The 26,358-nt window shown below is 54.3% G+C and carries 30 protein-coding genes and 2 riboswitches; of the genes, 13 read left to right on the top strand and 17 right to left on the bottom strand.

From position 1 onward, the window contains the following. Positions 1-21: 21 nt before the first annotated feature. A complete protein-coding gene (locus tag KNP84_RS13435) occupies positions 22-954 on the bottom strand; it encodes a ring-cleaving dioxygenase (RefSeq protein WP_215114960.1) in 933 nt (310 codons plus the stop codon). 119 nt (positions 955-1,073) lie between these two features. On the opposite strand from KNP84_RS13435, the gene KNP84_RS13430 reads away from it, so the two are divergent. From KNP84_RS13430 to KNP84_RS13410, 5 genes are all read left to right on the top strand, one after another. Beyond that, positions 1,074-1,283, top strand: coding sequence for a helix-turn-helix transcriptional regulator (locus KNP84_RS13430; RefSeq protein ID WP_021066034.1), 210 nt, complete (start codon positions 1,074-1,076; stop codon positions 1,281-1,283). Beyond that, the gene (locus KNP84_RS13425) at positions 1,280-1,744 is read left to right on the top strand and encodes a hypothetical protein (protein ID WP_021066033.1); all 465 of its coding nucleotides are present in this window, start codon (positions 1,280-1,282) and stop codon (positions 1,742-1,744) included. The genes KNP84_RS13430 and KNP84_RS13425 overlap by 4 nt, the downstream gene beginning before the upstream one ends. A gap of 133 nt (positions 1,745-1,877) precedes the next feature. Then, positions 1,878-3,206 (top strand): MATE family efflux transporter, encoded by a 1,329-nt coding sequence (locus tag KNP84_RS13420; RefSeq protein ID WP_215114959.1) that lies wholly within the window; start codon positions 1,878-1,880, stop codon positions 3,204-3,206. After that, positions 3,190-5,481: a bifunctional glutamate--cysteine ligase GshA/glutathione synthetase GshB gene (gshAB, locus tag KNP84_RS13415; RefSeq protein ID WP_215114958.1), complete on the top strand. Its 2,292-nt coding sequence runs from the start codon at positions 3,190-3,192 to the stop codon at positions 5,479-5,481. Before KNP84_RS13420 ends, gshAB begins: the two co-directional genes overlap by 17 nt. Before the next feature lie 77 nt (positions 5,482-5,558). Further along, entirely contained in the window at positions 5,559-6,059 is a 501-nt protein-coding gene (locus tag KNP84_RS13410; RefSeq protein WP_138858704.1) for an SRPBCC family protein, read from the top strand. 47 nt (positions 6,060-6,106) lie between these two features. Here KNP84_RS13410 and KNP84_RS13405 read toward each other — a convergent pair whose 3' ends face one another. From KNP84_RS13405 to KNP84_RS13390, 4 genes are read right to left on the bottom strand one after another with little or no spacing between them, the layout of a single operon-like run. Then, entirely contained in the window at positions 6,107-6,478 is a 372-nt protein-coding gene (locus tag KNP84_RS13405) for a YidH family protein (RefSeq protein ID WP_021066029.1), read from the bottom strand. 23 nt (positions 6,479-6,501) lie between these two features. Further along, positions 6,502-7,560 carry a threonine aldolase family protein gene (locus KNP84_RS13400; RefSeq protein WP_215114957.1) on the bottom strand — a complete coding sequence of 353 codons (1,059 nt, stop codon included), beginning with the start codon at positions 7,558-7,560 and terminating at the stop codon, positions 6,502-6,504. A 50-nt stretch (positions 7,561-7,610) separates the two neighbouring features. After that, on the bottom strand, positions 7,611-8,591 hold the full coding sequence (locus tag KNP84_RS13395) for a zinc-binding dehydrogenase (RefSeq protein WP_214802400.1): 981 nt from the start codon (positions 8,589-8,591) through the stop codon (positions 7,611-7,613). A 2-nt stretch (positions 8,592-8,593) separates the two neighbouring features. Beyond that, positions 8,594-9,085 carry a lactoylglutathione lyase family protein gene (locus KNP84_RS13390; protein WP_021066026.1) on the bottom strand — a complete coding sequence of 164 codons (492 nt, stop codon included), beginning with the start codon at positions 9,083-9,085 and terminating at the stop codon, positions 8,594-8,596. 117 nt (positions 9,086-9,202) lie between these two features. Here KNP84_RS13390 and KNP84_RS13385 point away from each other — a divergent pair, with 117 nt between their 5' ends. Next, positions 9,203-9,508, top strand: coding sequence for a winged helix-turn-helix transcriptional regulator (locus KNP84_RS13385; protein ID WP_021066025.1), 306 nt, complete (start codon positions 9,203-9,205; stop codon positions 9,506-9,508). Between the two features lie 26 nt (positions 9,509-9,534). Here KNP84_RS13385 and KNP84_RS13380 read toward each other — a convergent pair whose 3' ends face one another. Continuing rightward, a complete protein-coding gene (locus tag KNP84_RS13380) occupies positions 9,535-9,915 on the bottom strand; it encodes a VOC family protein (protein WP_215114956.1) in 381 nt (126 codons plus the stop codon). Between the two features lie 79 nt (positions 9,916-9,994). Between KNP84_RS13380 and KNP84_RS13375 the strand changes: the two genes are divergently transcribed. Continuing rightward, complete coding sequence (locus KNP84_RS13375) at positions 9,995-10,480, top strand: GNAT family N-acetyltransferase (protein WP_021066023.1); 486 nt, start codon at positions 9,995-9,997, stop codon at positions 10,478-10,480. A gap of 9 nt (positions 10,481-10,489) precedes the next feature. Here the strand turns inward: KNP84_RS13375 and KNP84_RS13370 are convergent, their stop codons facing one another. The 5 genes from KNP84_RS13370 to mtnK are packed head-to-tail and all read right to left on the bottom strand — an operon-like array spanning position 10,490 to position 16,117. Continuing rightward, positions 10,490-11,491 carry an ABC transporter permease gene (locus tag KNP84_RS13370; protein WP_215114955.1) on the bottom strand — a complete coding sequence of 334 codons (1,002 nt, stop codon included), beginning with the start codon at positions 11,489-11,491 and terminating at the stop codon, positions 10,490-10,492. A gap of 1 nt (position 11,492) precedes the next feature. Continuing rightward, positions 11,493-12,866 carry a sugar ABC transporter ATP-binding protein gene (locus KNP84_RS13365; RefSeq protein ID WP_215114954.1) on the bottom strand — a complete coding sequence of 458 codons (1,374 nt, stop codon included), beginning with the start codon at positions 12,864-12,866 and terminating at the stop codon, positions 11,493-11,495. Beyond that, complete coding sequence (locus tag KNP84_RS13360; protein ID WP_058764921.1) at positions 12,866-13,942, bottom strand: sugar ABC transporter substrate-binding protein; 1,077 nt, start codon at positions 13,940-13,942, stop codon at positions 12,866-12,868. Before KNP84_RS13360 ends, KNP84_RS13365 begins: the two co-directional genes overlap by 1 nt. After that, entirely contained in the window at positions 13,935-14,969 is a 1,035-nt protein-coding gene (gene mtnA, locus KNP84_RS13355) for an S-methyl-5-thioribose-1-phosphate isomerase (protein ID WP_215114953.1), read from the bottom strand. Before mtnA ends, KNP84_RS13360 begins: the two co-directional genes overlap by 8 nt. Further along, on the bottom strand, positions 14,966-16,117 hold the full coding sequence (gene mtnK / locus KNP84_RS13350; RefSeq protein ID WP_058765092.1) for an S-methyl-5-thioribose kinase: 1,152 nt from the start codon (positions 16,115-16,117) through the stop codon (positions 14,966-14,968). The genes mtnA and mtnK overlap by 4 nt, the downstream gene beginning before the upstream one ends. A gap of 81 nt (positions 16,118-16,198) precedes the next feature. Next, a riboswitch (SAM riboswitch) is annotated at positions 16,199-16,301 on the bottom strand. A gap of 205 nt (positions 16,302-16,506) precedes the next feature. Continuing rightward, positions 16,507-16,608: riboswitch (SAM riboswitch) on the top strand. Positions 16,609-16,678: 70 nt separating this feature from the next. On the opposite strand from mtnK, the gene KNP84_RS13345 reads away from it, so the two are divergent. The 4 genes from KNP84_RS13345 to KNP84_RS13330 are packed head-to-tail and all read left to right on the top strand — an operon-like array spanning position 16,679 to position 19,644. Then, positions 16,679-17,836: a 2,3-diketo-5-methylthiopentyl-1-phosphate enolase gene (locus KNP84_RS13345; protein ID WP_021066017.1), complete on the top strand. Its 1,158-nt coding sequence runs from the start codon at positions 16,679-16,681 to the stop codon at positions 17,834-17,836. Next, positions 17,833-18,483, top strand: a complete 651-nt coding sequence (locus KNP84_RS13340) for a 2-hydroxy-3-keto-5-methylthiopentenyl-1-phosphate phosphatase (RefSeq protein WP_021066016.1) — start codon at positions 17,833-17,835, stop codon at positions 18,481-18,483. The genes KNP84_RS13345 and KNP84_RS13340 overlap by 4 nt, the downstream gene beginning before the upstream one ends. Further along, a complete protein-coding gene (locus tag KNP84_RS13335) occupies positions 18,480-19,097 on the top strand; it encodes a methylthioribulose 1-phosphate dehydratase (RefSeq protein ID WP_021066015.1) in 618 nt (205 codons plus the stop codon). The genes KNP84_RS13340 and KNP84_RS13335 overlap by 4 nt, the downstream gene beginning before the upstream one ends. A 13-nt stretch (positions 19,098-19,110) precedes the next feature. Beyond that, a complete protein-coding gene (locus tag KNP84_RS13330) occupies positions 19,111-19,644 on the top strand; it encodes a 1,2-dihydroxy-3-keto-5-methylthiopentene dioxygenase (protein ID WP_021066014.1) in 534 nt (177 codons plus the stop codon). Positions 19,645-19,681: 37 nt separating this feature from the next. Here KNP84_RS13330 and KNP84_RS13325 read toward each other — a convergent pair whose 3' ends face one another. Beyond that, positions 19,682-20,515: a TerC family protein gene (locus KNP84_RS13325; protein WP_021066013.1), complete on the bottom strand. Its 834-nt coding sequence runs from the start codon at positions 20,513-20,515 to the stop codon at positions 19,682-19,684. Positions 20,516-20,782: 267 nt separating this feature from the next. On the opposite strand from KNP84_RS13325, the gene folE2 reads away from it, so the two are divergent. Continuing rightward, positions 20,783-21,691 carry a GTP cyclohydrolase FolE2 gene (folE2, locus tag KNP84_RS13320; RefSeq protein WP_021066012.1) on the top strand — a complete coding sequence of 303 codons (909 nt, stop codon included), beginning with the start codon at positions 20,783-20,785 and terminating at the stop codon, positions 21,689-21,691. 35 nt (positions 21,692-21,726) lie between these two features. Here folE2 and KNP84_RS13315 read toward each other — a convergent pair whose 3' ends face one another. The 4 genes from KNP84_RS13315 to pta form a co-directional block, all read right to left on the bottom strand. Continuing rightward, on the bottom strand, positions 21,727-21,915 hold the full coding sequence (locus KNP84_RS13315) for a hypothetical protein (RefSeq protein WP_138858686.1): 189 nt from the start codon (positions 21,913-21,915) through the stop codon (positions 21,727-21,729). Then, positions 21,891-22,190, bottom strand: a complete 300-nt coding sequence (locus KNP84_RS13310; RefSeq protein WP_021066010.1) for a rhodanese-like domain-containing protein — start codon at positions 22,188-22,190, stop codon at positions 21,891-21,893. The genes KNP84_RS13315 and KNP84_RS13310 overlap by 25 nt, the downstream gene beginning before the upstream one ends. Positions 22,191-22,226: 36 nt before the next feature. Then, positions 22,227-22,946 carry a DUF2711 family protein gene (locus KNP84_RS13305; RefSeq protein ID WP_215114952.1) on the bottom strand — a complete coding sequence of 240 codons (720 nt, stop codon included), beginning with the start codon at positions 22,944-22,946 and terminating at the stop codon, positions 22,227-22,229. Between the two features lie 76 nt (positions 22,947-23,022). Beyond that, positions 23,023-24,012, bottom strand: a complete 990-nt coding sequence (pta, locus tag KNP84_RS13300; protein WP_029594589.1) for a phosphate acetyltransferase — start codon at positions 24,010-24,012, stop codon at positions 23,023-23,025. 339 nt (positions 24,013-24,351) lie between these two features. Between pta and hemQ the strand changes: the two genes are divergently transcribed. Continuing rightward, entirely contained in the window at positions 24,352-25,125 is a 774-nt protein-coding gene (gene hemQ / locus KNP84_RS13295; RefSeq protein ID WP_021066007.1) for a hydrogen peroxide-dependent heme synthase, read from the top strand. A gap of 239 nt (positions 25,126-25,364) precedes the next feature. Here the strand turns inward: hemQ and KNP84_RS13290 are convergent, their stop codons facing one another. After that, on the bottom strand, positions 25,365-26,300 hold the full coding sequence (locus KNP84_RS13290) for an ATP-grasp domain-containing protein (RefSeq protein WP_029594588.1): 936 nt from the start codon (positions 26,298-26,300) through the stop codon (positions 25,365-25,367). Between the last annotated feature and the right edge of the window lie 58 nt (positions 26,301-26,358).

The raw sequence follows: 26,358 nt of genomic DNA, 5'->3' as shown, positions 1-26,358 counted from the left end.
ATAGTCCGTCGGGTTTGTCTGTTATAGCGGTTTTAATTTGGCCTCAATCTCGGCTCGTCGTGGCTCAAGAAACGGTGGTAGCACCAAACGTTCTCCGAGTGACTCGACCGGCTCATCGGTCGCAAAGCCCGGCCCGTCCGTCGCGAGTTCCACTAAAATCCCGCTCGGCTCACGGAAATAAATCGATTTGAAATAATAACGGTCGATCAGGCCCGAATGACTGATGCCGAATGAATCGAGCCGCTCGACCCAACGCGCCATCTCGTCGTCATCCTCGACGCGGATCGCGATGTGGTGGACACTGCCTCGTCCTGGACGCTCCGACGGTAAATCTGGACGGTCGACGAGATGAATCTCGGTCGCCACACCCCCGTCCCCCGTCTCGAACACACGAACCGATTGGCCGTTCCGTTCGAACTCGGACGTGAACCGATAACCAAGCACGTCCGTCAGTACCCGCTCCGTCTTCTCAATTCGCCGCACCGTCCACTCGCTAAATCCGAGGCCGAAGACGGCGACGTCTGCCGGCACCGGTCCGTTTTTCCGCGGCGTCCCTGATCCGCCCTCGACGAGACAGAGCCGTTGCCCCTCCTCGTCCTCGAAGTAAAGCGTCGGACGACCGAGCACTTCCTCGACCGGATCATGGAGTACACCGAATTCGAAAAATCGCTCAAGCCAGTACGACAATGCCCCGTCCGGCACCCGAAGCGCTGTCCGCGAGATGCTACTCGACCCTTTATACGTTTGCCCGAGAAAAGGCAGCTCGAAGAACGTCAAATCCGTCCCCGGTGTCCCCGATTCATCTGCGTAAAACAAGTGATACATCGATGGATCGTCTTGGTTGACCGTCTTTTTGACAAGTCGCATCCCGAGTACCTCCGTATAGAATCGCAAGTTCTTCAACGCGTCCCCTGTCATCGCCGATACGTGATGTTGTCCTAAAATCGCCTTCATCCGACTTCTCCCCTTTCAACTTTGATTATATTGTACCATCCACAAATAAGTAAAGTTTACTTTACATTAAGTAAAGTTTACTTTACACTGAAGATAGAAACAAGAAATGAGGTGGCGGCATGCCATTAATCAATCGCGTCAAAGAGTTGCGGGCCCGGCATCAATTGACCCAAGGCGACTTGGCAGCCAAAGTCGGTGTGACGAGACAGACGATCATCTCGCTCGAAAAAGGGAGCTACACGCCGTCGCTTCTGCTGGCGATGCAAATCGCCCGCGTATTCGAGGAACCGGTCGAATCTATTTTCACAATCGAGGAGGAAACAAATTGAAACACGTCGTCATCCAATCCATCTCCAGCATCATCTTGTACGTCCTGATGGCATTTCTGTTCAGTTCGTTCTTGTCTGACGTGTCGACCGTCATCGAGACCGACCGATTCGAAATTGAGTTTAACTTATTGCCGCTCTTGCTGTTAGTCGGCTTCTTTATCATTTGGACAATCTATTCGTTCAAGACACGCCCGAACCAAAACTTAAGCTTTGGCCAATGGTCGGTCCGGATGACAGAATTTAGCGAAGTCGACGAACGCGAGCAGATCATCACGGCGAAAGCGACGAAAGCCGCCTACGTCTCGTTCGGGATTACTGTGCCGCTCCTCATGGCGTCATTCATGTTTTATCCGCTGTTCGAGAACGCGCTCCCCGCTTATCCGATTTACGCACTCGCCTCGACACTGATCATCTCGACACTCGTTTATATGACGACTTGGATCCGCGCCTATACCCATTAAGGAATTCACATCGAATTCCTTTTTTTGTGTCGATTTTTCGTCGAGTCGTTCCCTACGATTGCGAATTCAGTCACGTCGTGCTTATATATAACTAAACGGTTATATACTAAATGTATTGAAGGGGTCTTTCATCGTGAAAACCATCGATTTGACGACCGGTCAGGTTCAACGCGTCATCGTGGCGCTTGCCCTCCCGCTCGTCGGCAGTTCGCTTTTACAGTTCACGTATAGTCTCGTCGATATGTTCTGGGTCGGTGCGCTCGGTAGCGACGCCGTCGCCAGCATCGGCGCGGCCAGCTTTTATATCATGCTCGGTCAGGCGATTCAATCCCTTATCGTCGTCGGCGCCGGCATCAAAGTGTCGCAAGCCGTCGGACGGCGGGATCAGGCGTTGATTCAGCGCTACGTCCGGGCCGGGAGGCGGATGAACCTTGGTCTCGGCCTGTTATTCGTCACCGTCCTCGCCGCGTTCGGCCAGGCGCTTATCGGCTTTTTGAACATGGACGCACCGGCTGTCGAGCAGTTGGCGTACAGTTATTTGCTCGTCAGTGCACCGATGCTCATCTTTTCGTTCTTCAACTTGTTGTTCGCCCGACTGTTCAGCGCTTATGGCAATACGACGACGGCGATGCGCATCAACGCGACCGGGGTCACGCTCAATATGATTCTGTCGCCGCTCTTCATCTATCCACTCGGACTCGGCGTCGTCGGAGCCGGTCTGGCGACGCTCGTCGCGAACGTCGTCATGTTCGGCTTCTTCTGGCACCGGGCCCGCGTCTTGTTCGATTGGGAGGAGACGGTTGAACCGAATCGCACAGACTATAGAGAAATTCTTCGCCTCGGCTTCCCGATGGCGACCCAGCGCGTCTTGTTCACCGTCATCAGTATTTTCCTCGCCCGCATGATCGGTTCATACGGGACCGAGGCAATAGCGGCCCAGCGCATCGGGCTTCAAATCGAGTCGATCGCCTATATGATGATCGGCGGATTGAACGGTGCCATCGCGAGTTACACGGGGCAAAATCTCGGCGCCCGCAAAGTGGACCGGGTCCATGAGGGGTATCGGGTGACGACGCGGCTCGGCATCTTGTATACCGGGTTGATCACACTCGTCTTCCTCTTCGTTCCAAACGTCCTGATCGGGCTGTTCGTCGATGACCCGACAACGATTGACATCGGTGCGAACTATTTACGGATCATCGGGATTTCGCTCATCTTCGCCTCACTTGAGATGATTGGGAACGGCTACTTCTCCGGACTCGGGCTACCGAAAATTCCGGCGACGATTTCCATTGTCTTCACCGTCGCCCGCATCCCGCTCGCGCTTGCCCTCGAGCCTTATCTCGGTATCGATGCCATCTGGTGGAGCATCGCCCTCTCGAGCATCATCAAAGGGCTCGTCTCTGCCCTCTATGTCCGACTAATGAAAAAGGAAGTGAGTTCCCTTGCAGAAGCGATTTAATCAACTAACTAAACAATTGTTGCACGGGCGCTTCGCCATCGAGCGTGAAATGCTCCGCGTGACACCCGATGGTACGCTCGCCGCTACGAAGCACCCGACAGCACTCGGAGACAAAGCGACGCACCCATATATTACGACCGACTTCTCGGAAAGTCAGATCGAGCTGATCACACCGACGTTCCCGACCGTCGAAGCGGCGCACGACTTCTTACAGACGCTGTACGATATCACGGCACTGAATATCGGTGACGAACGGCTTTGGCCGCAATCGATGCCGTGTGCGCTTCCGGACGGCGGGGTCATCCCGCTCGCAGATTTTGGAAGTTCAGGCCTTGAGGCCGGTCGCTATCGGGAGCATCTGCTCCAAAAATACGGGGCGAAAAAACAGCTCATCTCGGGCATCCATTTCAACTTCTCTTTCGCAGACGAGTTGATTGCCTCCCTCTATGAAGGGTCACCCGAACGATACGACCGTTTCAAGGACGACCTGTATTTAAAACTCGTCCGCAACTATTTACGGACACGCTGGCTCGTCGTCTATCTGTTAGGCGGGACTCCGGCCGTCCACACGAGCTATGAAGAACGCTGCGTCAGTCAAATGCAGGCGCTCAGCGAAGATGTGTATTCGAATACGACGGCCTTGTCGTACCGGAATAGCGACTGCGGCTACACGAATGTCGAGCCGCTCTATCCGGACTATTCAACGCTCTCGGACTACACCGCGAGCGTGCGCCGCTTCATCGCCCAAGGTGACATCGCCAACCCGAACGAGCTCTACTCTCCGATTCGGCTGAAGACGTCACGAGGGGGCAATGACTTGAAACGACTCGAGACGAACGGCATCGATTACATCGAGATTCGCAATATCGATTTGAACCCGTTCGAGAAGACCGGTATCGCCCTGTCCGATTTGAAGTTCTTGCACGTCTTCTTGCTCTACTTGACGTTGAAAGACGAGACACGATTTGCGGATTGGCAGGCCGAGGCGTTCCACAACCAACAACGCGTCGCGAAAGAAGGTCTATCGCCAACACTCATGTTGTACCGCGATGGCGAGGCGTTGGCGCTCCAGACGTACGCTCGTGATTTGCTCGACGAGATTGAAGCGTTCAATGACCGATACGCACTCGGGTTCGACAACGTCTTTGCCTCTGTCCGTGATCGGATCGACCATGTCGAGGCGACTTACGCGTCACGCCTCACCTCCGCCATGATGACGGACGGCTATACAAAGTGGTCGCTCCGACAAGCGGAACTATTCTATCAAGACGCCTACGCCAACCGGTTCCGGATGCACGGCTACACGGACATGGAGCTGTCGACACAGATTTTGATGAAAGCAGCCCTGAAACGTGGGTATGCGGTCGAGGTCATCGACCGTGATGACCAATTTCTACGCATCCGCCACGGCAACCAGACCGAGTACGTCAAACAGGCGACGAAAACGTCGAAAGACAACTATGTGTCGGTACTCATGATGGAAAACAAGACGGTGACGAAACACGTGCTCGCCGAACATGGCATCCGCGTTCCGGGAGGAATCGAACTCCGCAGTGAAGCCGATTTACAGGACGCCTGGACTATGTTCGCGAATGAACCGATCGTCTTGAAACCAAAATCGACGAACTTCGGGATCGGCATTCACATCTTCAAGGACGGGACGACGTTCGAGGAGGCGCTCGAGGCGTTTCGTCACGCTCTTGCGTTTGATGACGTCGTCCTGCTCGAGACGTTCCTGCCCGGGAAAGAATATCGTTTCCTCGTCATCGGTGACGAGGTCGCAGGCATTTTACACCGTGTCCCGGCGAACGTGACCGGGGACGGCGTATCGACGATTCGTGAGCTCGTCGCCAAAAAGAATGAGGATCCGCTCCGCGGGAAAGGCTATAAGACACCGCTCGAAAAAATTGACATCGATGACATCGTCGTCTCGTTCCTGCGTCCACAAGGCAAGACGCCGGACAGTGTCCTCGCCGATGGCGAACTCGTCTTCCTTCGTGAGAACTCGAACATCAGCACGGGCGGTGACAGTATCGACTATACAGACCAGATTTCCGATTCATACAAACGGATCGCGGTCGAGTCAGCCCGAGCGATTGGCGCGACGATTTGCGGCGTCGACATGATGATTCCGTCGCTCGCGCGTGAAGGTGACTACGGCATCATCGAGCTGAACTTCAATCCGGCCATCCATATCCACTCCTTCCCTTACGAAGGCAAGGAACGACCGATTGGCGAGACCGTGCTCGATTTGTTATTTGACGGAAAAGGTTGAACAGATCCCTGAATCGGGAATAGAGACTACATTGATTAGATATATGTATCTTCTGTCTCGAGAAAGGGGTCTTTCCAATGGAAAAAGTAAAGTCTCAAATCGAAGGCAAAACATTAGTCGTCGAACGCAGTTTTAACGCGCCGCGTGCGCTCGTGTTCGAGGCATTCTCGACACCGGCCCACCTCGAAGCATGGTGGGGACCGGCCGGATGGAAGACAGAGGTTCGTACGTTCGAGTTCGAACCAGGTGGCACATGGCATTACAAAATGACGTGTGTCGACAAGGAGCAGGGTGACTATTACGGTATGGAATCATGGGGGAAATCGACGTTCCTCGAAATCGACCCGCACCGAAAAATCGTCTATACGGACGCATTCTCGGACGCGGACGGCCACGTCAATCCTGAACTTCCCGTCATGACGATCACGAACGAGTTTGTCGACATCCCGAACGGCACACTGTTCATCAGCCGCTCCGAATTCACGGACGCCGAGTCGCTCCAGCAAGTCGTCGAGATGGGGGCCGTCGAAGGCTTCTCTTCGCAACTCGAACGGCTCGACGCCATCATATCGCGTTAAAAACAAGCACCGCATCTCTCTTGTTGAGATGCGGTGCTTGTTTGGCGTCAAAATAAGAAATAGCTGACAATCAAAATCAACGTGAAAATGAACACCATCCCGATGGCGAGCGCGACAAGGCTCATCTTCGCTGACTTGAACTGCTGAGAGTTGATCGTATGCACCTTTTTCAAATACGACCGGGTCCCGACGAGGATCGTCGCGATCCCGAAGATGATCGACAAGATGCCGATGGCCGTAATCAATTGGTGCTCGGCCCCGCTCAAATTTTCACTTCGATAGTAGTGGAAGTTCGTCACGAGAAAGCCGATTCCGATGACCGTGATGGCCGTCCGAATCCAGGCGAGGAACGTCCGCTCGTTGGCAAGATGTTGCTGGATGTACTGCGAATCGACCGTCTTCTCTAAATCTAGTTTCACCGATATCCCTTCTTTCTAGCTCATCATTGCTCTAATTGTTCGAATAATCGATTGAGTTGATGTTCATCAATCTCTCCATACGCATCCCCGATACTGATCTCGGTCGAACAATAGTCGTCATGTGATACGAGATAGCCCGTGACGCCGACCCCTGTCGTCTCTTGAACGGATTGAATCCGTGCCGCGACCGCTTCGTCGTCCCCTTCGAGATGAAGATGGAACATGTTCGTCACCGGGACTTCCGGTGTCGTCCACACTCCGTCGATCGCATTGAAGCGGCGCGCCAGTTCCTTCGCCTGCTCGACATACGTCCCCATTCGGTCTTTCCGTAGCTCGTAGTAATAGTCGGCCGGGATGATGTAAGGGTACAGTCCAATCAAATCGCCACCGTACCGCCGTTTCCAAACTCTCGCATCGGCACAGAATGGTTTCGGTCCCGCTAAGATGGCACCTGCAATACCGCCGATGCCTTTATAGAATGAGACGTAGACGCTATCGAACAACGCACATACTTCCTCCGCTGTCTTCTCATAATATGGGAGCGTCTCGAGGAGGCGCGCTCCATCTAGATGCAGACGAATCCCCCGTTCCCGGCAATACTGACTGATTGTCTCAAGCTCTTTAAACGGGGGCAAATAGCCTCCGAGTTCCCGTTGTGGCAACTCAATCAACAGGCAGGCGACATCCGGTAACGCCTTCACTTCGTCGAGCGTCATCAACCGGTCGTCATCCCCAAGCAAAATCGCTTCGAGGTGATGCAACTCCTTCAACCCGTCCTGTTCGTGAATCTCCAAGTGACAGAGCGGATGATAGGCGACGTTTCGATTTCCGGTCTCGTCCGCCCAAATCCGTAAGGCGATTTGTTGTGCCATCGTGCCGCTCGGGAAGAAAATCGCATCCTCCATACCCAGTTCTTGCGCCATTTTTTGCTCGAACCGCATGATGACCTCGCCCGTCCCATAGTGGTCGCTCACCTGATTCGGGTCGACCTCAGCGAACGCCTGCTGCAAGACGCTGACGGTTCGTTTCCCGTGGCCGCTCAGTTGATGCGACGTCTGTTGATACGATGTGCGTAAATCCATGTCATCCCCTCCACAACAAGCCTCCTGTCCGTAGACAGGAGGCTCCCAAGTTAGTCGCGCATGCGGACGATTAATTTACCGCGCACTTTGCGTGTTTGTAGCTGTTCCAAACCATCTTTTAACCGTTCGAACGGCAAGACGTCCGTGACGAGGTCGTTCAATTCATCCGCCTCGAGCAGCTTCATCATCTCTTCGGCCATATAGGACAAGTTACGGATGGCCCGCTCGTTCTCACTCGCATGGGCCGCACCGAGGGCGACTTCATGAATCGAAGGCGACAGCGTGAACCCTTTCATGTTCGACATGTCAGGTGGACCGGCGATATAAGCGAGCTGTCCGCTGAATGCGAGTCGATCCAAATCGGCCGTCGCCACGTCGCGTCCGACCGTGTTCAAAATCAAGTCGACACCGCGACCGTCTGTCAGTTCCATGATTTTCTCCGTCACATCCTCGACGTTGTAGTCGATGGCGACATCGGCACCGAGCGATGTGACCCAGTCAAAGTTTTCCGGCGATGCGGTTGTGAACACTTTGAGCCCAAGTTTTTTGGCAAGTTGAATCGCGTAACCACCGACTCCGCCCGCTCCGGCGTGGACGAGAATCGTCTCTTTGTCGCGTGTGTTCAACTTCTGCATAATGGCCTCATACGCTGTCATGCCGGCACAGAGGATGGCCGCAGCGGCCTCGTCGCTCACTTCCGGCGGGACGACGGCGCAAGCACGCGCATCGACGACCGCATACTCGGCGAAGCCGCCGTTGTTTCCAAGACTCGTGTGGACGGCGACACGTGAACCGGTAATGATATTGGCGATGCTCGAACCGACTTCGACGACTTCCCCGACCAGGTCGACGCCGAGAATGTGTGGATAGGACCAGTTCGGGTTGCCGTTCGTGCCGACTTTATAGTCGACCGGGTTCAAGGCGACCGCTTCGACTTTGATGAGCAGTTCGCCCGCATCTGGTGTCGGTCGCTCCACCTCACCGATGTGCAGATGTTCTAATCCAGGTTGATCAAGTAGCCAAGCCTTCATGCTCAATACGCTCCTTCCGAATACGTCAGTTCATAGGAATGCGAGTAGATTTCGACGAGGTTGCCGAACGGGTCTTCACAATACACCATCCGGTACGGTTTATCGCCCGGGTAATATTCCCGGATTGGCATCCGTTGTTTTCCGCCATGGGCGACGATTTTCTCGACGAGTCCTTCGATGTCCGGGTCTTGGACGCAATAGTGGAAAATACCCGTCTTCCAAAACTCGAAATTGTTCTCCGGCTTCTCATTGTTCGGGAACTCGAACAGCTCGATGCCAATCTTATCGCCGGTCGACATGTGGGCGATTCTGAAGCTGCCCCAGCCCGGTCCGAACACGTCCGTGCACATGACACCGATCGGCGAGTCGTCTTCGACGACGTCTGATGGTTGCATGATGGTGTACCAGCCCATCACGTCCTCATAAAATTTAACTGCTTCCGTCACACTCGGGACCGATAGTCCGATATGTGAGAATGTACGTGGATATGTCACTGTCATCCGCTCCTTTTTGTTTGCTCAATTTGATGGATAACGATACGATACCTTCATCGCAGCAATAAAAAAAGTACGCACATTCAAGTAACTACCCGAAAGCGAGGCGAATTGAACATGACGACCCCGTTCCCCGTCAATAAGGCGCTCGACATCATCGGCGGTAAATGGCGGCCTCAGGTGTACTGTACGCTCGAGAACGGCCCGCGCCGCTTCTCAGAGATTCAGCGCGCCATCCCTGACGTCAGCCGTAAAGTGTTGACCGACCAACTCCGTGAACTCGAACAACTTGGCATGGTCCGCCGCATCGACTATTCGACCGAGAAACAGCTGCACGTCGAATATTCGCTCACCGAGGAAGCGTTCAGCCTACAACCGGCGATGAAGGCGCTCTGCTCTTGGGGCGAGACACACGACGAATAAACCCTCGCCATCCGGCGAGGGTTTTGTCATGCGGCGAATAAACTGATGAGGTTTCCATCCGGGTCGATGACGATGGCATAACGTTGCCCCCAGAACGCATCCCACGGTTCGCGATGTGAGGCATAGCCGTGCCCGACAATCGCTTCATAGCACGCATCTAGCTCATTTCGACTATCGCACAAGAAGGCGAGTTCGATCCGGTGCCCCGTCGCCGGTTTCCATTCCCCATACACCAATTCGGCCACTTCGACCGTATCGAAGGCGAGCCGGACACCGCCGTCATCGACCTCGACGTGCGCTTCCCCATCCATCGCATCCGGGATCGACAGGCCGAGCAGCCTATAAAAATCGAGCGCCCGTTTCATGTCTTCGACGACGATGCCAATCATATCTAGCTTGATTCCCATGTGATCACCTCATTTTCCAAGTTGGTGGTGCTATGATGAGTGTAGCACTACATCCTGCTCGTGAAACGAGGAAATTCAAATGACCCATCAATTCGCTGTCCTGACCCAGCCACAGGCGGAAACGATCGCCTACACGTGGCACTATGAAGGGGATTATTCCTTTTACAACATGGAGGCCGATCAGGACGATTTGGCCGAATTTTTAGACGTCGAACAGCGTGGACAGTCGGTGTTCGCCATCACGTCTGACGGTGAACTCGTCGGGTTCGTGAGCGTCGCGCCAACGGATGCTGAAACAGTCGATATCGGCCTCGGCATGAAACCCGATTTGACCGGGAACGGGAGCGGACGGACGTTCGTCACATCGATTCTAGACTTCGTCAAAGCGACATACTCGCCTCATCGCATCACCTTGTCCGTCGCCGCCTTCAACGTACGGGCGATCCGTGTCTATGAGACGTGCGGTTTCAAACAGACCGGTTCGTTTCAACAATCGACGAACGGGAGCACGTTCGCCTTCATCCAGATGGAACGTCAAGAAAGTCCTCAGAACCAACCGTTCTGAGGACTTTTCCTATGTGAGCTGTTTCTTTTGGATGTATGACAAACCGAGCGCCGCAATCAAAATCGCCCCTTTGACGATATCTTGGGCATAATACGGCACGTCCCACATCGTCAGTCCGTTCAGCAAAATCCCAATCAAGACGGCACCGATCAACGTACCGACGACGTTCGGTCGTCCGGTACCGAAGACGGCGTAACCGATATAGGCGGCCGCGACGGCATCCATCAACAGTGGTGCCCCGGCCGATACTTGTCCGGTACCGATGCGCGACGCCAAAATGATACCGCCGATGGCCGCAAAGAGACCGCTCAACACATACGCGTACAGCTTAATCCGCGTGACGGCGATGCCAGAGCGACGGGCCGCCTCGACGTTCGAGCCGACGTAATAAAACTCACGTCCTGTCTTCGAATACGTCAAAAACAGATGCGCCCCGGCGAAGAACAGAAGCATCAAGATGGCGACGAACGGGACAGGTCCGATTGAACCTTGGCCGATGAAGAGGAACGACGGGATGAAACGTCCCGGTGCCGTCCCTCCATCAATCGGCATGTTGTCGTAGATTGAAAAACCTTTCGTATACGTCAATTGGACCCCGTTGATGACGTACATGATGGCCAGCGTCGCGAGCAAGTCCGGTAACCGGAACTTGATCGTCACGAGCGCGTTCAACAGCCCGACGAGCACACCGAGCGCAATCGGGACGAGCAAAGCGACGAGCAGTTCTTGACTATGTAACACGAGGCTTGACGCCGCCCCGATTGTTGCAAGGCTCGCCGTCGAGCCGACCGATAAGTCGAATCCGCCGACGATAAGCGAGAACGTCACCCCGAGGGCGAGCAAGGAGACGATTGATACGGATTTGATGATGTCGCTAAAGTTCGCGTACGTCAAAAACTGGTCGTTCGTCACACCGAAGACGGCGATGAGTGCGAGAATCGCGAACAGCGTACCGTATTGACCGATGCCACTGAAGCGTTTCGTGCGTTGTTTGATGACGAGTTGGGCCATGTTAGACGCCTCCTTTCTGTTGCCAACGGCCGCGGTCGAGCCAAAGCGTCCGGTTGGCGACCAATTCTAATTCATGCGGTTCGCTCGAGGTGAAGATGACAGTCTTTCCACTTTTCGCGAGGCGAGTGACGAGTTCATAAATATCCCGTTTCGCCGTCACGTCGACGCCTTTCGTCGGTTCGTCGAGCAGATAGACGTCCCGGTCTTCGAGGAGCCATTTGCTGAGGACGATCTTCTGTTGATTCCCCCCGCTCAGCTCCCGGACCGGTTGCCCGACCTGGTCGTATTTCACTCGCAGCGAGGCCAATACACGTGTGATCGCGTTCGCCTTCCCTTCAATCGCGAGGACGTTCCGTTCAATCGAATCGTCGAGGAAAAGCCCCTGTTTCCGGCGTTCTTCTGGTACGAGGGCAAATCCGGACCGGACCGCCTGACGCGGTTCACGAATCTTGAGCGGTTTCCCGTCCAACATCACTTGTTGTTCGACACCAGAGAGACCGAATAGCGCCTCAATCAACTCCGTCTTCCCGCTCCCGGTGACGCCGCCGATGCCGACGACTTCGCCTTTATACGCCGTGAACGAAAGCCTCGTCCCGAACGTCGGTAACGTGAGGTCTGCCTGAATCCGGATCTCGGTTTCAGGAACGGCTTTCTCTACCGCCTCTGCCATGTCAGATCCGCTCAAATACGTATGGATATCTCGTTCTGACAACGCCTGAAACGGCCCTTCGTAAGCGATGCGCCCATCCCGGAGGAACGTCGTCGTCGTGGTGATGCGCGACAGTTCGTCCGATCGATGGGTGATGAGAAGAATGCCGACGTCCTCTGCTGCGAGCGACTGCAGTAATGTGAGCAGTGCCGCCGCATCATCCGTCGACAAGGCGGCCGTCGGTTCGTCGAGCAAGAGGTAGGCCGCATCACTCGCGAGCGAACGGGCAATCAAGACACGTTGTTTGACACTGAGCGGGAAACGCCCGACCGGTTCGGTCACGTCAATCTCTAGCCCGACACGTTCCAAGTAGGCAGCCGCTCGCTGTTTTAGTTCGCGAGGACGAATCCGCTCGACCGCCTGCCACGGCACGACGTTCTCATAAATCGGTAAATCGAGATAGAGCGCGTCATCGACTTCTTGCGACACCGTGATGACCCCGCGGCGAATCGCCTCGGCCGGTGTGAGTGTGACCGCCGTTTCGTCGAGCTCGACCGTCCCGGACGTCGGGATGATGGCGCCACTCAACAGCTTCACGAGCGTACTCTTTCCGGCCCCGTTCAATCCAAGCAATCCATGAATCTCGCCACGTCGAAGCGTGAAGCTAACATCGTCGAGCACGGTGACGTCGCCATAGCGTTTCGTGACGCGTTCGAGCCGTAACATCAGTCCGTCCCTTTCATCCAGTCCGACCAGGCCGCGTCTGATGCGCCCCAGTTCGGGACGTATTGACCGAGGTCGTCCATCGTCACTTTTTCGTCCGGCAAGACGTCACGATCGACGAGATACGGGTCGACCGAATGAATTGACGGCGTCTCTTCACCCGCTAATTTTTGATACGCATAACGGACTTGGATCCGTCCGATTTCAGCTGGGTCGGTCGCCGCCGTTACTTTCCACGGGCTACCGTCCTCTTGCATGAGTTGAAGGTCTTCGTCACTCAAATCGATGCCATAGACGGCGATTTCATCGCGTCCAGCCTGTTTGATGGCACGGCTCGCCCCTTTGGCGAACTCGTCCCACATCGCGAATACGGCATCAATCTCGCCTTCCGGATACTTCTTCAAAATCGCTTCCATCTGGCTCTGTGTGTCGAGCGCCGTATTGTTTGTCGCCGAACCGAACTTGGCGACTTCCGTAATGCCCGGGTAGCGTTTCAAGAACGCATCATAAATCGTGTGGCGTCGTTCCATCGGTGTGAAGCCACCGACCCAAATCGTGACGATTTTGCCTTCGCCGTCCAAATCTTCAGCGAGTGCCTTGAGCGAACGCCAGGCGAGCGAATAGTCGTCCTGGTCGATGACCGTCACCCCGTCGTTCGTCAAATCGTTGTCGAACGCGACGACTTTGATACCTTTGTCGAGTGCGCGTTGGACCGGTTCTTTCAACGCATCGGCGCGGCCATGGTCAATCAAGATGACATCGACGCCTTGCGTCGTCGCCGTGTCGACGTAGCTCGCCATCTTCGACAGATCGTTGTCGGCGTTGTACACTTTCACGTTGCCGCCGAACGATTCGACTTGTTCTGTCACCCCATTGATATACTGCGACGAGAACGTCCCGATCGACATCTGCATGATCAAGGCGACGTCGATCTCTTTCGGCAACGTCCCGTTCGAGACCGAGACGGGCTTGGTCTCTGCCGTCTTCTCGGCCGGCTTCGACGGGGCCGCTTGCTCGTTCGTGCAACCGACGAGCGCCAAGACGAATGTGAATAACAAAATCAATAGTTTTTTAGACATGAATCGTTCCCCCTACATGATGTGTGATGGTGGCTTCTGTCGGTTCGAACACCCCCGCCTCGGTGATGAGTCCGGTGATGAGGTCGGGCGTCGTGACGTCGAACGCCGGATTGAAGACGGTGATACCGACAGGCGCCGTCGGTTGACCACCGATATGTGTGACTTCTGACGGATTCCGCTCCTCGATTTCAATCGTGTCATCCGCCGTCAAATCGAACGTCGAATGCGGCGCAGCGACGTAGAACGGAATGCCGTAATGCTTGGCGAGGACGGCGAGCTGCAACGTCCCGATCTTATTGGCGACGTGACCCGTCCGTGTGATACGGTCGGCTCCGACGATGATGGCGTCGACTCGTTTTGACTGAATCGTCCAAGCCGCCATATTGTCCGTGATGAGCGTCACGTCGATATCGGCCCGATCGAGCTCCCAGACGGTGAGGCGTGCCCCTTGCAGGAGCGGTCGCGTCTCACAGGCGAAGACGTTGAAGGATACACCTCGTTCTTTTCCGACGTAAAACGGTGCGAGCGCCGTACCGTAACGCGATGTCGCGATGGCACCGGCGTTGCAAATCGTTAACACGTTCCCCCCGGCCGGCAACACCGTCAGTGCATGCTCGCCGATGGTCCGGTACGTATCGACGTCCCGGTCGTACAAAGCGATGGCGCGGCGTTTGATTTCCTCGGCAATCGCCTCAAAATCATCCCCGACATTTAAATCAAGGAGCGATTCAATCACGTTTTGCAGATTGACCGCTGTCGGCCGGGTCGCAATCAAGCGGCGTCCGACGAGGTCGAGCCGACGCGTGAAGTCCGGGTCATCGACTAACCGTCCCGCTTCTTTGGCGAGGACGAACGCCCCGAAGTAAGCGATGGCCGGTGCGCCGCGGACTTGGAGCGTCTCGATGGCATGTTCGGCCTGTTCAAGCGTCTCGATTGTCACGTAACGCTCTTCATGCGGCAACAACGTCTGGTCCAATACGATGAGTTCGTCTGTCTGTGAATGGAAACGGATGTTTTGGACCGTCATACGCGCACCCCCGACAGGAGTGTCACCAAGTCGTCAATCGATTCGACGCTGTGTCGTTCTTTAATGAGCGCCGTCCCGAGGGCGAGCGCGTCACGTTTTCGTTCGAGCCGCGTCGCTTCCGGCAATGTCTCGAGATCGGCGACACCGGCCAGTCCGACGGCACGGCGAATGAGTTCGCAACCGGCGTAGCCGATCGTGTCGCTGAAGACCGTCCGCAACAACTCGTCGACGAAACCATCCGTATTGAATGGCTCGACGGCGCGCTCAAAATTAGCCCGAAACGTCTTCTCGAACGTCTCCCACACCGTCAAGACGTCCGTGAAACGCTCGAAGCGTTTGAGCGGGTCATAGAACGTCGACAGCGTCAAATGGGCGATGATTTGGCCGAGGTCGAAGCCGAACGGTCCGTAAAATGCGAACTCTGGATCGATGATTTTCGTCTCTTGTTGAGTCGCGAAGATGCTGCCCGTATGTAAGTCTCCATGCAGGAGTGCCTCATGTTTCGTGACAAACCCGACTTTCAATTTCGTCACCTCGATCTTGAGCGCCTGGTCTTGCCAAAGGCGTTCGACATCTGCTCGCAGCGCCGTCTCGATGTTGTTCGACTCCGCGTCTTTGAACGGATCGGTGAAGATGAGCTTCTCGGTGATGTCACACAGTTCCGGGTTGTAATAGTCACGTTCAATCCGCTTCTTCGCGATCGGTCCAGCTGCGTAATCCGACGTCGCAAACAGCGTCTCGCCCAAAAATTCACCGACATGACGGGCGAGTTCCGGGTAGCTCTCCCCGTTCAAATAGCCGGTGCGGACAATCTCATAATCAGATAGATCTTCTATAATCGTGTAAGCGAGTGTCCGGTCGCTGCCAAGGACAGCCGGGACGAACCGAGGCGCGACAGTCGCAAACTCACGGAGTGCCAACTGTTCAATCCATGCCCGCTCGAGCGTGAGCGGCCAGCTCTCACCGACGACTTTGGCGTATGGGAGCGCTTGTTTGACGATCAGGCGCTGTTCGCCTTGGCGAATCCGAAACACGAGATTCAAGTTGCCGTCCCCGATCTCCTCGCACTCGGCGATTCCTTCTTGCAAGTATCCTAATTGACGGACGTGCTCGACGACGGTCTGTTCTGTAAATGGTTGATATGACATGATGTTTTCCCCTTCCTGTACGTTGCCCACAAAAAAAGCCCCTTTCTCCGCGAGAAAGAGGCACAGCCAAAATGGTTGTTCCTCTCATCTGTCAGACATTCGTCTGGTGGATGTAGCACCGTGCCTAGTGGTCGGTTGCTGCGGCGTCATCGGGCCAATTCCCTCTGCCAACTCGCGATAAGAGTGTGTTATTCGATTCGGTGAACTTATGTGATGAATATTACGGACTCGACGTCACGATTGTCAACGTCATTTTCTCGACGCAACTCCGTCTTTTTTTGTGCATATATGGAAACAACTTCCCAAAATATTTTTTTTGGAAAAAAAGGAATTGACGACGTGATGATTCTGTGCAAAAATTCAATTAAATTTCACAACTTCAAATCACATTCTTATCAAGAGCAGACGGAGGGACGAGCCCGATGATGTCGCAGCAACCGACCAGAGATGGCACGGTGCTAATTCTTGCAGCGAAAGCTGAGAGATAAGAGTTCATTTTTTTATGATGACCTCTTGCCTCGGCATGGGGTCATTTTTTGTTTGCCTGGAAGGAGGAACCATATGAGTATCACTGCCACATATGAAATCAAACGAACGGACGCGGTCGCGACCGTCGCCGACAAAATCGCCCTCGAGCTGACGGTCGGTACTTGGACGGAGCTGCCTCACTTAGAGCAAGAGCAGTTACAGGCGTACCGGGGTGAGGTCGTGTCGACCACACATACGGATACGACGAGCCGCTTCACAATCCGCTACCCGTTACATAATGTCAGCCCTGACTTTTCATCCATCTTGACGACGACGTTCGGGAAACTGTCCCTCGACGATTCGATTCGGTTAATCGATTTGACGTTGCCCGAGACGCTCGCCCCTCATTTCAAAGGCGCCAAGTTCGGGGTCACTGGAATTCGCGAGTTACTCGGTGTTCATGATCGCCCGCTCGTCATGAGCATCTTCAAAGGTGTCATCGGCCGTGACCTCGCGTTTCTCGAGCAGCAACTCCGCGATCAGTTCGCCGGAGGCATCGATATCGTCAAAGACGACGAGATTTTATACGACAACCCGCTCACCCCATCGCTCGAACGGGCCCGGATCGGAGCGGACGTCATTCAAGCCCACTTCGAGGCGACCGGGAAACGTGTCCTCTACGCCATCACGCTGAGCGGCCCCGTGTTCGGTCTACGTGACCAGGCGCTCCGTCTTATCGAGGCAGGTGCGACAGCGCTCCTGTTCAACGTCTATACGTACGGTCTCGACGCACTGCGCGAACTTGCGAACGATTCAGACATACGCGTCCCCATCTTGGCACATCCGGCCTTTGCCGGCGCCTTGACCGGATCAATCAGTCATTCGCTCTTACTCGGTAAACTCCCACGCCTCGCCGGGGCCGATTTAACGCTCTTCCCGTCTCCGTACGGCTCCCTCGCGACACCGCGTGACGAGGCGTTCACGATTCGTGACCAGAGCGCCGAACCGCATTGGTCGAAACCGATTTTACCGGTCCCGTCAGCCGGGATTCATCCAGGACTCGTCGCCGATATCATTCGTGATTTCGGGACGGATGTCGTCATCAACGCCGGCGGTGGCATTCACGGACACCCGGACGGCGCAGCCGCCGGGGCTCGTGCTTTCCGACAAGCGATCGCTCACGTTCTCGGCCAAACCGAAGGACAGACGGACGAGCTCGATACCGCGTTGAAGGCGTGGGCGTCACGATGACGGTCCATATCCTCTGCGACTTCGACGGGACGATCACGGCGGAAGACAATATTATCGCGTTGATGAAGGCGTTCGCCCCGCCGGCTTGGGTCGAGTTGAAAGATGCGGTCCTCGAGCAACGGATTTCGATTCGCTCCGGTGTCGGTCAACTGTTTCAACTATTGCCGAGCGCAGATGCCCCGGCCTACCGTGATTATTTGTTGGAGCGCATCACGCTCCGCCAAGGGTTCCCGGCATTTTTAGAAGAAGTTCGGGCCCATGGCTGGAAGTTTGACGTCGTCAGCGGCGGGATGGACTTCTTCGTGCAGCCGGTCTTGGACGGGCATGTCGCCCCCGAGCATATCTACTGCAACGTCGCCGACTTCTCCGCTGAGACGGTCACCGTCGCTTGGCCACACGCTTGCGATGAACAATGTACGAACGATTGCGGCTGTTGCAAGCCGACGCTCGCTCGTCGCATCGTCAATCCCGCCGACCGCTTGATCGTCATCGGCGACTCAGTGACCGACTTCGAGGTCGCGAAGCGTGCCGACTTCGTCTACGCACGAGGTCAACTCATCACGCTCTGCGAAGCGGCAGGCATCCGTTACGCACCGTTCGAGACGTTTGACGACATCACCCATCACTTGAAGGAGGTGGTCGTATGAGCCTTGCGACACGTTGGCTTGAACTCGCCGACATTAAAGACGAACTCGCCGCCCGCGACTGGTTCCCCGGAACGAGTGGGAATTTGGCGATTCGCGTTTCCGACGATCCGCTCGAATTTCTCGTCACGGCGAGCGGACGCGATAAACGAAAACGAACACCGGAAGACTTTGTTCACGTCGATGCGGCCGGACGCTTGATCGGCGAACAGACAGGAAAACCATCCGCCGAGACGCTGCTCCACGTTGAAGTGTTCAATCGGACGGACGCGACGTGTTCGCTCCATGTCCATACGGTCGACAATAACGTCATCTCCGAGCTCCATGCTGCCACCGGCGAAGTCGTCTTCACCGGCCAAGAGATCATCAAGGCGCTCGGCTACTGGGACGAGGACGCGGTCGTTCGCGTGCCAATCATCGAGAACCATGCGGACATCCCGACGCTCGCGGCCGCCTTCGCCCCTCACATCCACGCAAGCGCCGGTGCCGTTCTCATCCGCAATCATGGTATCACCGTCTGGGGCGAGACCCCGGACGCGGCCAAACGCTATTTAGAGGCTTACGAATTTTTGTTCAGCTATACATTAAAACTACGCGCCCTAGGCGTCCATTCATAAGGAGGAACCAACCATGGCAACTGTCTATTTCCAACAAACCGAAGAGCGTTACGTCGATCAAACTGAAGTGAGTGCCTTTTTAGAGTCTCGCGGGATTCTGTACGAACAGTGGGACATCACAAAGCTCCCGGAAAACCTGCAAGAGAACTATCAGTTGACGGACGAGGACAAACAAGCGATTTTGTCGACGTTCCGTGACGAGATTCGCGACGTGTCGGAGCGACGTGGCTATGAGACGGCAGACGTCATCTCGTTGTCGGATGCGACGCCGAACTTGGACGAACTGCTCGTCAACTTCCAAAAGGAACATCACCACACAGATGACGAGGTCCGCTTCATCGTCAGCGGCCATGGCATCTTCGCCATCGATGACGCCGAACGTGGCTATTTCAACATCGAGCTCAACCCAGGCGACCTCATCTCGGTGCCGGTGAACACACGCCACTACTTCACGCTCCAAGACGACCGCAAAGTCGTCGCCGTCCGGATTTTCGTGACGACCGAAGGCTGGGTGCCGATTTACGAGAAGCAAGACGTGACAGCATGAAAAATGGTCTCTCGCCCAAAGGTGAGAGACCATTTTTTTAATGTTTGGCAGCGGCTGTCGGTTTTGAAGAGAACCAACCCCATACCGCGATACCGACCATGACCGACCAGAAGAACACGGTCCACGCCGTCGAGTGGACGAATCCGTCCGGAAGACCCATGAATTCGAACGGTGTGCCGGCAATCAATTTCTTGAAGCCAGGGTGTTCAAGCACGAGCACCGTCAACTTCACACCGACCCAGCCGACGATGATGAAAGCAGCTGTTTCGAGTGATGGGCGTTGATGCAACAGTTTGACGAAAATTCGAGCAGCGAAACGCATCAAGATGACCCCGATGAGTCCACCTGTCAAGACGACGAAGAACTGACCAGAGTCGATCCCACCGATTTCACCGAGACCGAGTGGCGGCAAGCTGACCGCGAGCGCGACCGCTGCGAGAATCGAATCGACCGCGAAGGCGATGTCGGCAAACTCGACTTTAGCAACCGTCCACCAGAATTCTTTCTTCGTGACCGGCTTCTCTGTGACAGCCGTCTCTTCTTTCGCCTCAGCAGCGAGATCTTGTTTCGGCTCTAGCTTGCGGGCCTTATAGGTCATATACAGATGTCGTGCACTCATTCCGATCAAGTAAAGCGCACCGAGCGCCTGGACTTGCCAGACGTTGATCAAGAATGAGATTAGGAACAATGCGATGAAGCGGAAAACGAACGCTCCAAGCAAGCCGTAAAATAGTGCCTTCTTCTGTTCCGTCCGCGGCAAGTGCTTGACCATAACCGCCAAGACGAGTGCGTTGTCTGCAGAAAGTAGCCCCTCGAGACCGACGAGTACGACAATGATCCAGGCGTACTGCAGGATTAACTGCCAATCCATTAAAACATCCCCTTTTTCTGTTGTGTTCCTTCATATTTAACAGTGATCTATTTTTTAAGTTCACAGGAACATTTTATTCCCGATTTAACACGAAATCAATCTTCTTTTCTTCAATTGCTGAAGTTTTTTTATTTATGAGGACATGCAAAGCACGTTCAAAGCATGTTCAGAGAGCAAAATGGTACCCGGTCGATGTACATTTCGTGATAAAATCCTAACAAGAACGAGTGGCAGTCATTTGCCCTCTCAAAAAAGGAGAATCCGATTATGTCTACAAGCCATGTCGCTTTACCTACTAAAGCAGAACGACATAAATTATTCGGTTCGGTCCCGCCCATCAAAGGCACGAAACCAACTGAAAAAGATAAAATGGTCGATCTACAAAACACACCAAAAAACTTCTTGTTCGCGCTTGACAGCGTCGGCATCTCAAACGTCAAACACCCAGTCAACATCGAGACGCCAGACGGCATCCAAGCGACGGTCGCCACGTTCGAGTTGACGACTTCGCTCGTCCAAGACCGTAAAGGCATCAACATGTCACGTCTGACAGAACAGCTCGACGCGTACCACACGCAAGGCTGGACGTTATCGAACCGCTCGCTCATCGAGTTCGCGCAAGAACTCGCCGAGCGCATGGAACAGACGGAAGGTCAATTGACGGTCCGTTACCCATGGTTCTTCAGCCGGAAAGCCCCGGCCACAGGTCTCAGCGGTCTCATGAATGCGGACGTCATGCACAACGTGACGTACAACCTCGAGACAGGGATGGCAAGCGTGACGGTCGGTCTCGTCATCAACGTGACAACGCTCTGCCCATGCTCGAAAGAAATCAGCGAGTACAGCGCCCACAACCAACGCGGCTACATCACGATTGAAGCCGGTCTCGATGAAGCATCGCTCGACGGTTTCGACTGGCGTCTCGCGCTTCTTGAGGCAGCTGAGTCGAACGCATCGGCCCCGCTTCACCCTGTCTTGAAACGTCCGGATGAGAAGCGTGCCACGGAAATCGCGTACGAGAACCCGCGTTTCGTCGAAGACATGGTCCGCTTGATCGCGGCTGACTTGTATGAAATGAAACAAGTCGTCAACTTCTTCGTCGAATGCCGCAACGAAGAGTCGATTCATCAGCACGATGCGATTGCCTCAATCACATTCGATAAGCGCGATAACTAAAAACGAGTGAAGCCTGTGCGGGCTTCACTCGTTTTTTATAGACTTTGGACGAGCTGAATCGTCAACATCATGACGATGACGATGAGCCAGACAGCCCAGACGAGCCTCCATTTATCGCCATCGACTCGTTTGACGAACGTATAGACGGTCAAATAGAGTGCGATTAACAGCGGGATGACGACCCATGGATTGTCGAGCATCACGCCTCGATATCGCCGTCCCACGCGAGCATGCCGCCTTCGACGTTGACGACCTTATAGCCTTCCGACTCCAAATAGTCGCATGCCGTCACACTGCGGCCGCCTGAGCGGCAGATGACGTGATAAACGTTATCTTTCGCGAGCTTGTCCGTGACGCCAGGAAATTCAGACAGCGGATAGAGCGGCACGTGCGGGATATGGCCCGCGTCGTACTCGTCTTGTTCGCGCACGTCAATGATATGGAGCGTTTCGCCGTTCTCAAGCTTTTCACGTAATTCAGTTGCATGGATGTTTTGCATGGTAGTTCCCCCTTAATAGTGTTGTCCCCTACTAGTTTACCTCAGTTTTCGATCAAGCAAACTCCAATTGATTGTCGTGTTTTCATCACAATAGAAGCCTTCGAGTTCGCACCGCTCGACCATCTGCTCGACCCAAGCTCGGCTGCCACAAATCAACGTGAAATGGCTATCCCAAGGCGGTACGATGAGCCAATCATGTTGATGTCCGAAGAACGTCCGATGCCGCATCCCCCACGTATCGGAGGTTAGCGTCTCCCGAATGTTGATGAGATGCCGTTCCGTGCAGAACTCGTCTCCGCTCCACATCCACTCTTCTCCCATCCCAAGAAGTGCTCGTAACACCTGATTCTCTAAAAGATTCGACAGCTCCCCTTCGCCTGGTGGAAGTAAGTTCTCGCGATTGCAAAATTCGATGATTCGATTCGCACCTTCTTGATCTTCGGCGTGCGGTTTCAGCGCCGCAATCATCGTCCGGAGTGCGTGATCGATGCGTTTGATGTCGTCGAAATCAAGTCGGCGGCGCATATCTGCCCATGTTATGGCCCGAAATTGCTGTTCGACCTCGTTTTTATCCAACTCGACATAACGGTCAACCGCGGTCGGGTCGTCTTGCGGGACCAGAAACGGATGAAACACGACGAATACTGTTTCGAACACCCCTTTGTAATACGTTTTAATTGGATAATCATCCCCGCCACCGAACATGGCGTACCGATGCCCTTCCGGCAATGTGATGATGCCTTCCTCTTCATCCATTTCCTCGCCCCCTTTTCCAATAGTTTACAATGTGACCACAAAAAAAGCATCCTCCGCTCAGGAAGGATGCTGCGACTTACGCTTCGTTGCGCTCGTCGATGGCTTGTGCCGCTGTGATGAGCGTCAATTTATAGACGTCCTCTTCGTTACAGCCACGCGACAAGTCGTTGACCGGCTTGTTGAGACCTTGAAGGATTGGTCCGATCGCTTCGAATCCGCCGAAACGTTGAACCATCTTGTAGCCAATGTTTCCGGCTTCGAGGCTTGGGAAGACGAAGACGTTCGCATTTCCGGCTACTTCAGAGCCTGGTGCTTTCTTCGCCGCCACGCTCGGTACGAACGCCGCATCGAATTGAAGTTCGCCGTCGATTGGAAGGTTTGGCGCCTTCTCTTTGGCGAGACGTGTCGCTTCGATGACTTTTTCTGTCTCTGGCGACTTCGCTGATCCTTTTGTCGAGAAGCTGAGGAGCGCGACTTGCGGCTCGATGCCGAACGTCTTCGCTGTCAACGCTGACAAGTAGGCGTTCTCGGCGAGGTCAGCCGCATCCGGTGCGATGTTGATGGCGCAGTCCGAGAAGACGTACTGCTCGTCGTCACGTACCATGATGAAGACGCCTGACGTCTTTTTGATGCCTGTTTGCATCTTGATGATTTGAAGGGCCGGACGGACCGTATCGGCAGTCGCATGCATCGCACCTGAGACGAGACCTTCTGCTTTTCCTGTGTGGACGAGCATCGTACCGAAGTAGTTCACGTCTGACGACAACAATTCACGTGCCTGTTCCGGTGTCGCTTTACCTTTGCGGCGCTCAACGAACGATTCGACGAGTGTATCGATGTCTTCGTACGTCGCTGGGTCGTATTGCGTCAAACCTGAGATGTCAAAGCCGTGCTTCGAAGCGACCGCTTCGAGTTCAGCTTTTGGTCCGATGACGATCGGTTCAACCATGCCATCATTTTTCAAACGGACAGCGGCACCGAGGACGCGCTCATCGATCCCTTCTGGGAAGACGATGGTCGGGCGAATCGGGCTGACTTTTTGTTTCAACGTGTCAAATAGTTTCATAGTGAATGAACTCCTTTTCGATTAGAAGAAATCGGATTTTTTCTCTCTCGGACGCTCTCGTCCATATGCGAGTTTTATTATACACAGTACGTTTTTTAAAATAAACTATTCTGCCCATTTCGTCATAAATCGCTTGAAATCAATCATTATATGAATAGAACAGTTTACCATTTCCGACTGATACAGCCCATTGTGAAGCCGTTTTCAAAAATCTTGCTCCCTATCTCTTTACCCGGCCCGGAGTGTGACTATCCTCACGGCGGCATCAAATTTGCCAGACGGTCAAACGTGTATGGTAAAATAGTCAGCGAAGCCTAGTCTCGAAAGGAGTTTTTTTTAATGTCAGAACGTCCAGCACCGACAACCGAAACGCAACACGCAGCCGCCACGTTAGACGGTTGGTATACGCTCCATGATTTCCGCTCCATCGATTGGACTCGTTTAAAAGCAGTCGACCCAACCGCCCGTCAAGAGATGATTGACGAGTTCGTCGCCTTCCTCGGCTCACTCGAAGAGGTCGAGACACGCGGTGAAGGAAGCCATGCCTTTTACTCGATCCTTGGTCAAAAGGCGGACGTCGTCTTGATGGTCCTTCGTCCGACGTTCAAAGAGCTCGAGCAAGTCGAACTCGCTCTTCGGAAGACGAAATTGTACGATTACATGATTCCAAGCTATTCATACGTGTCTGTCATCGAACTCGGCATGTACCGAGGTTCTGGAGACGGTGACCCGTACGAGAACCCTCACATTCGGGCCCGCCTCTATCCGACACTCCCGAAAGCGGCCCACATCTGCTTCTACCCGATGAGCAAGGCTCGTCGCGACGGGGACAACTGGTACACGTTGTCGATGGATGAGCGCAAAGACCTCATGTATCGCCACAGCATGATCGGCCGCAGCTACGCCGGCAAGATTCAACAGTTCATCGGCGGTTCGACCGGTTTTGACGGTTGGGAGTGGGGCGTCACCTTGTTTGCGGAAGACTCGCTCCAATTCAAAAAGATCGTCTATGAGATGCGTTTTGATGAAGTCAGTGCCAAATATGGCGAGTTCGGCGACTTTTATGTCGGGAACATCCTTCCAAAAGAAGAACTCGGCACATTCCTCGGGTAATCGAGGTTTACGCTATCATGCCCTCGGGAATCATTGTTGTAGAAGCAACATAACAATGATCAATGAGGTGAACAACGATGCGCGTGTTCAAGGAATCAGATCGAGACACTGCGAAACGTTTAGATTCGTTCATCGAACGAATGGCACCGACAGCAGAACTAGTCCAACTTCGATTTGAACAACAATTACAACATACACAGCGAAAGGGTCAGGCAAAAGCCTGACCCTTTCTTCTATCTTTATTTCGTTGTGACCGCCAAGGCGTCCCCAAGGAACGTCGCAAGTTCGAGCATACCGTACTGCCCCGCTTTCGCTTCGGCGTCAGAATTATAGTTCGTGTTCGTGTTGACGTCATACGCGTAAACGTTCCCGTCCGCGTCTTCGATGATTTCAATCCCGGCGACCGCAATCTCGTTCTTCTGGAGGAACGTTTCCAACTGTCCGATGATTGGGTCATTGAATCCTTCGACGATTTCAAACTTCGCCGGTGGTGTCTCGCCGACCGGGCAAAACTGGTCTTCAATCGAGCAGGCGTCGGCCGGACAGAGTTCGAAACCGTCTGACGTATCGACACGCACCGCGTAAACGAATTTACCACCGATGAACTCACAGCGTGTGATGTACGGTTTGGGCGCCTCGATATATTGTTGGATGAGCGTAATCCCGTCAATCGATTCCTCGAACGTCGGACCCTCGACGTATGCCTTCAACGCATCGATCGAATGGAACAGTTGAACACCGAGTCCTTTGCCGGCTCGGTTATGTTTCGTGATGAACGGCGTCATCCCGAGCTTCTCGGCCGCCTCGATGATTTGCTTCTTCCCGACGGCTGCCACTGTCTTCGGTACACGAATGCCTTCTCGTTGAAGCGCGGTATACTGATTGACCTTGCTCACTTCGAGCCGAATCGCCCGCGTCCCGTTGAAGACGGTCCGTCCGTTCGCTTCGAGCCATGCGAGCACCCCTTCCGTCAGTTCCGGCGCGTAGCGGTGACCCCGCGTATGCGACGACGCGCTCATCCGGTTGTAAAACACACCTTCCGGCGGTTCGCTCGCCAAGTCGATCGTCCCTTGATCGAGGTGCCACAGTTCATACGGCAATGATAATTCTTCGAGTCGTCGGACGAGATGGTTCGTCCATTCGTTGTTTTCATGGAGCACGTGAATTTTAGTCATGTGAATCCCCCTTTTTGATGCCCCTACTGTACCACATCTATATCCGATTATTCCAATG

This window comes from Exiguobacterium sp. s70 (assembly GCF_018618315.1).
GTDB classification, from domain to species: domain Bacteria; phylum Bacillota; class Bacilli; order Exiguobacteriales; family Exiguobacteriaceae; genus Exiguobacterium; species Exiguobacterium chiriqhucha.
This window is presented reverse-complemented; position numbering and strand designations above follow the sequence as displayed.

Excerpts from the sequence above, each read along its gene's own strand:
- KNP84_RS13435 (WP_215114960.1), bottom strand. The coding sequence starts at position 954 with ATGAAGGCGATTTTAGGACAACATCACGTATCGGCGATGACAGGGGAC.
- KNP84_RS13385 (WP_021066025.1), top strand. The coding sequence starts at position 9,203 with ATGACGACCCCGTTCCCCGTCAATAAGGCGCTCGACATCATCGGCGGT.
- KNP84_RS13360 (WP_058764921.1), bottom strand. The coding sequence starts at position 13,942 with ATGTCTAAAAAACTATTGATTTTGTTATTCACATTCGTCTTGGCGCTC.
- KNP84_RS13400 (WP_215114957.1), bottom strand. The coding sequence starts at position 7,560 with ATGGATTTACGCACATCGTATCAACAGACGTCGCATCAACTGAGCGGC.
- KNP84_RS13305 (WP_215114952.1), bottom strand. The coding sequence starts at position 22,946 with ATGGATGAAGAGGAAGGCATCATCACATTGCCGGAAGGGCATCGGTAC.
- KNP84_RS13345 (WP_021066017.1), top strand. The coding sequence starts at position 16,679 with ATGAGTATCACTGCCACATATGAAATCAAACGAACGGACGCGGTCGCG.
- KNP84_RS13340 (WP_021066016.1), top strand. The coding sequence starts at position 17,833 with ATGACGGTCCATATCCTCTGCGACTTCGACGGGACGATCACGGCGGAA.
- KNP84_RS13375 (WP_021066023.1), top strand. The coding sequence starts at position 9,995 with ATGACCCATCAATTCGCTGTCCTGACCCAGCCACAGGCGGAAACGATC.
- mtnK (WP_058765092.1), bottom strand. The coding sequence starts at position 16,117 with ATGTCATATCAACCATTTACAGAACAGACCGTCGTCGAGCACGTCCGT.
- KNP84_RS13380 (WP_215114956.1), bottom strand. The coding sequence starts at position 9,915 with ATGGGAATCAAGCTAGATATGATTGGCATCGTCGTCGAAGACATGAAA.
- KNP84_RS13365 (WP_215114954.1), bottom strand. The coding sequence starts at position 12,866 with ATGTTACGGCTCGAACGCGTCACGAAACGCTATGGCGACGTCACCGTG.
- KNP84_RS13370 (WP_215114955.1), bottom strand. The coding sequence starts at position 11,491 with ATGGCCCAACTCGTCATCAAACAACGCACGAAACGCTTCAGTGGCATC.
- KNP84_RS13290 (WP_029594588.1), bottom strand. The coding sequence starts at position 26,300 with ATGACTAAAATTCACGTGCTCCATGAAAACAACGAATGGACGAACCAT.
- KNP84_RS13395 (WP_214802400.1), bottom strand. The coding sequence starts at position 8,591 with ATGAAGGCTTGGCTACTTGATCAACCTGGATTAGAACATCTGCACATC.
- mtnA (WP_215114953.1), bottom strand. The coding sequence starts at position 14,969 with ATGACGGTCCAAAACATCCGTTTCCATTCACAGACAGACGAACTCATC.
- KNP84_RS13430 (WP_021066034.1), top strand. The coding sequence starts at position 1,074 with ATGCCATTAATCAATCGCGTCAAAGAGTTGCGGGCCCGGCATCAATTG.
- KNP84_RS13410 (WP_138858704.1), top strand. The coding sequence starts at position 5,559 with ATGGAAAAAGTAAAGTCTCAAATCGAAGGCAAAACATTAGTCGTCGAA.
- KNP84_RS13330 (WP_021066014.1), top strand. The coding sequence starts at position 19,111 with ATGGCAACTGTCTATTTCCAACAAACCGAAGAGCGTTACGTCGATCAA.
- KNP84_RS13325 (WP_021066013.1), bottom strand. The coding sequence starts at position 20,515 with ATGGATTGGCAGTTAATCCTGCAGTACGCCTGGATCATTGTCGTACTC.
- pta (WP_029594589.1), bottom strand. The coding sequence starts at position 24,012 with ATGAAACTATTTGACACGTTGAAACAAAAAGTCAGCCCGATTCGCCCG.
- KNP84_RS13310 (WP_021066010.1), bottom strand. The coding sequence starts at position 22,190 with ATGCAAAACATCCATGCAACTGAATTACGTGAAAAGCTTGAGAACGGC.
- hemQ (WP_021066007.1), top strand. The coding sequence starts at position 24,352 with ATGTCAGAACGTCCAGCACCGACAACCGAAACGCAACACGCAGCCGCC.
- KNP84_RS13335 (WP_021066015.1), top strand. The coding sequence starts at position 18,480 with ATGAGCCTTGCGACACGTTGGCTTGAACTCGCCGACATTAAAGACGAA.
- folE2 (WP_021066012.1), top strand. The coding sequence starts at position 20,783 with ATGTCTACAAGCCATGTCGCTTTACCTACTAAAGCAGAACGACATAAA.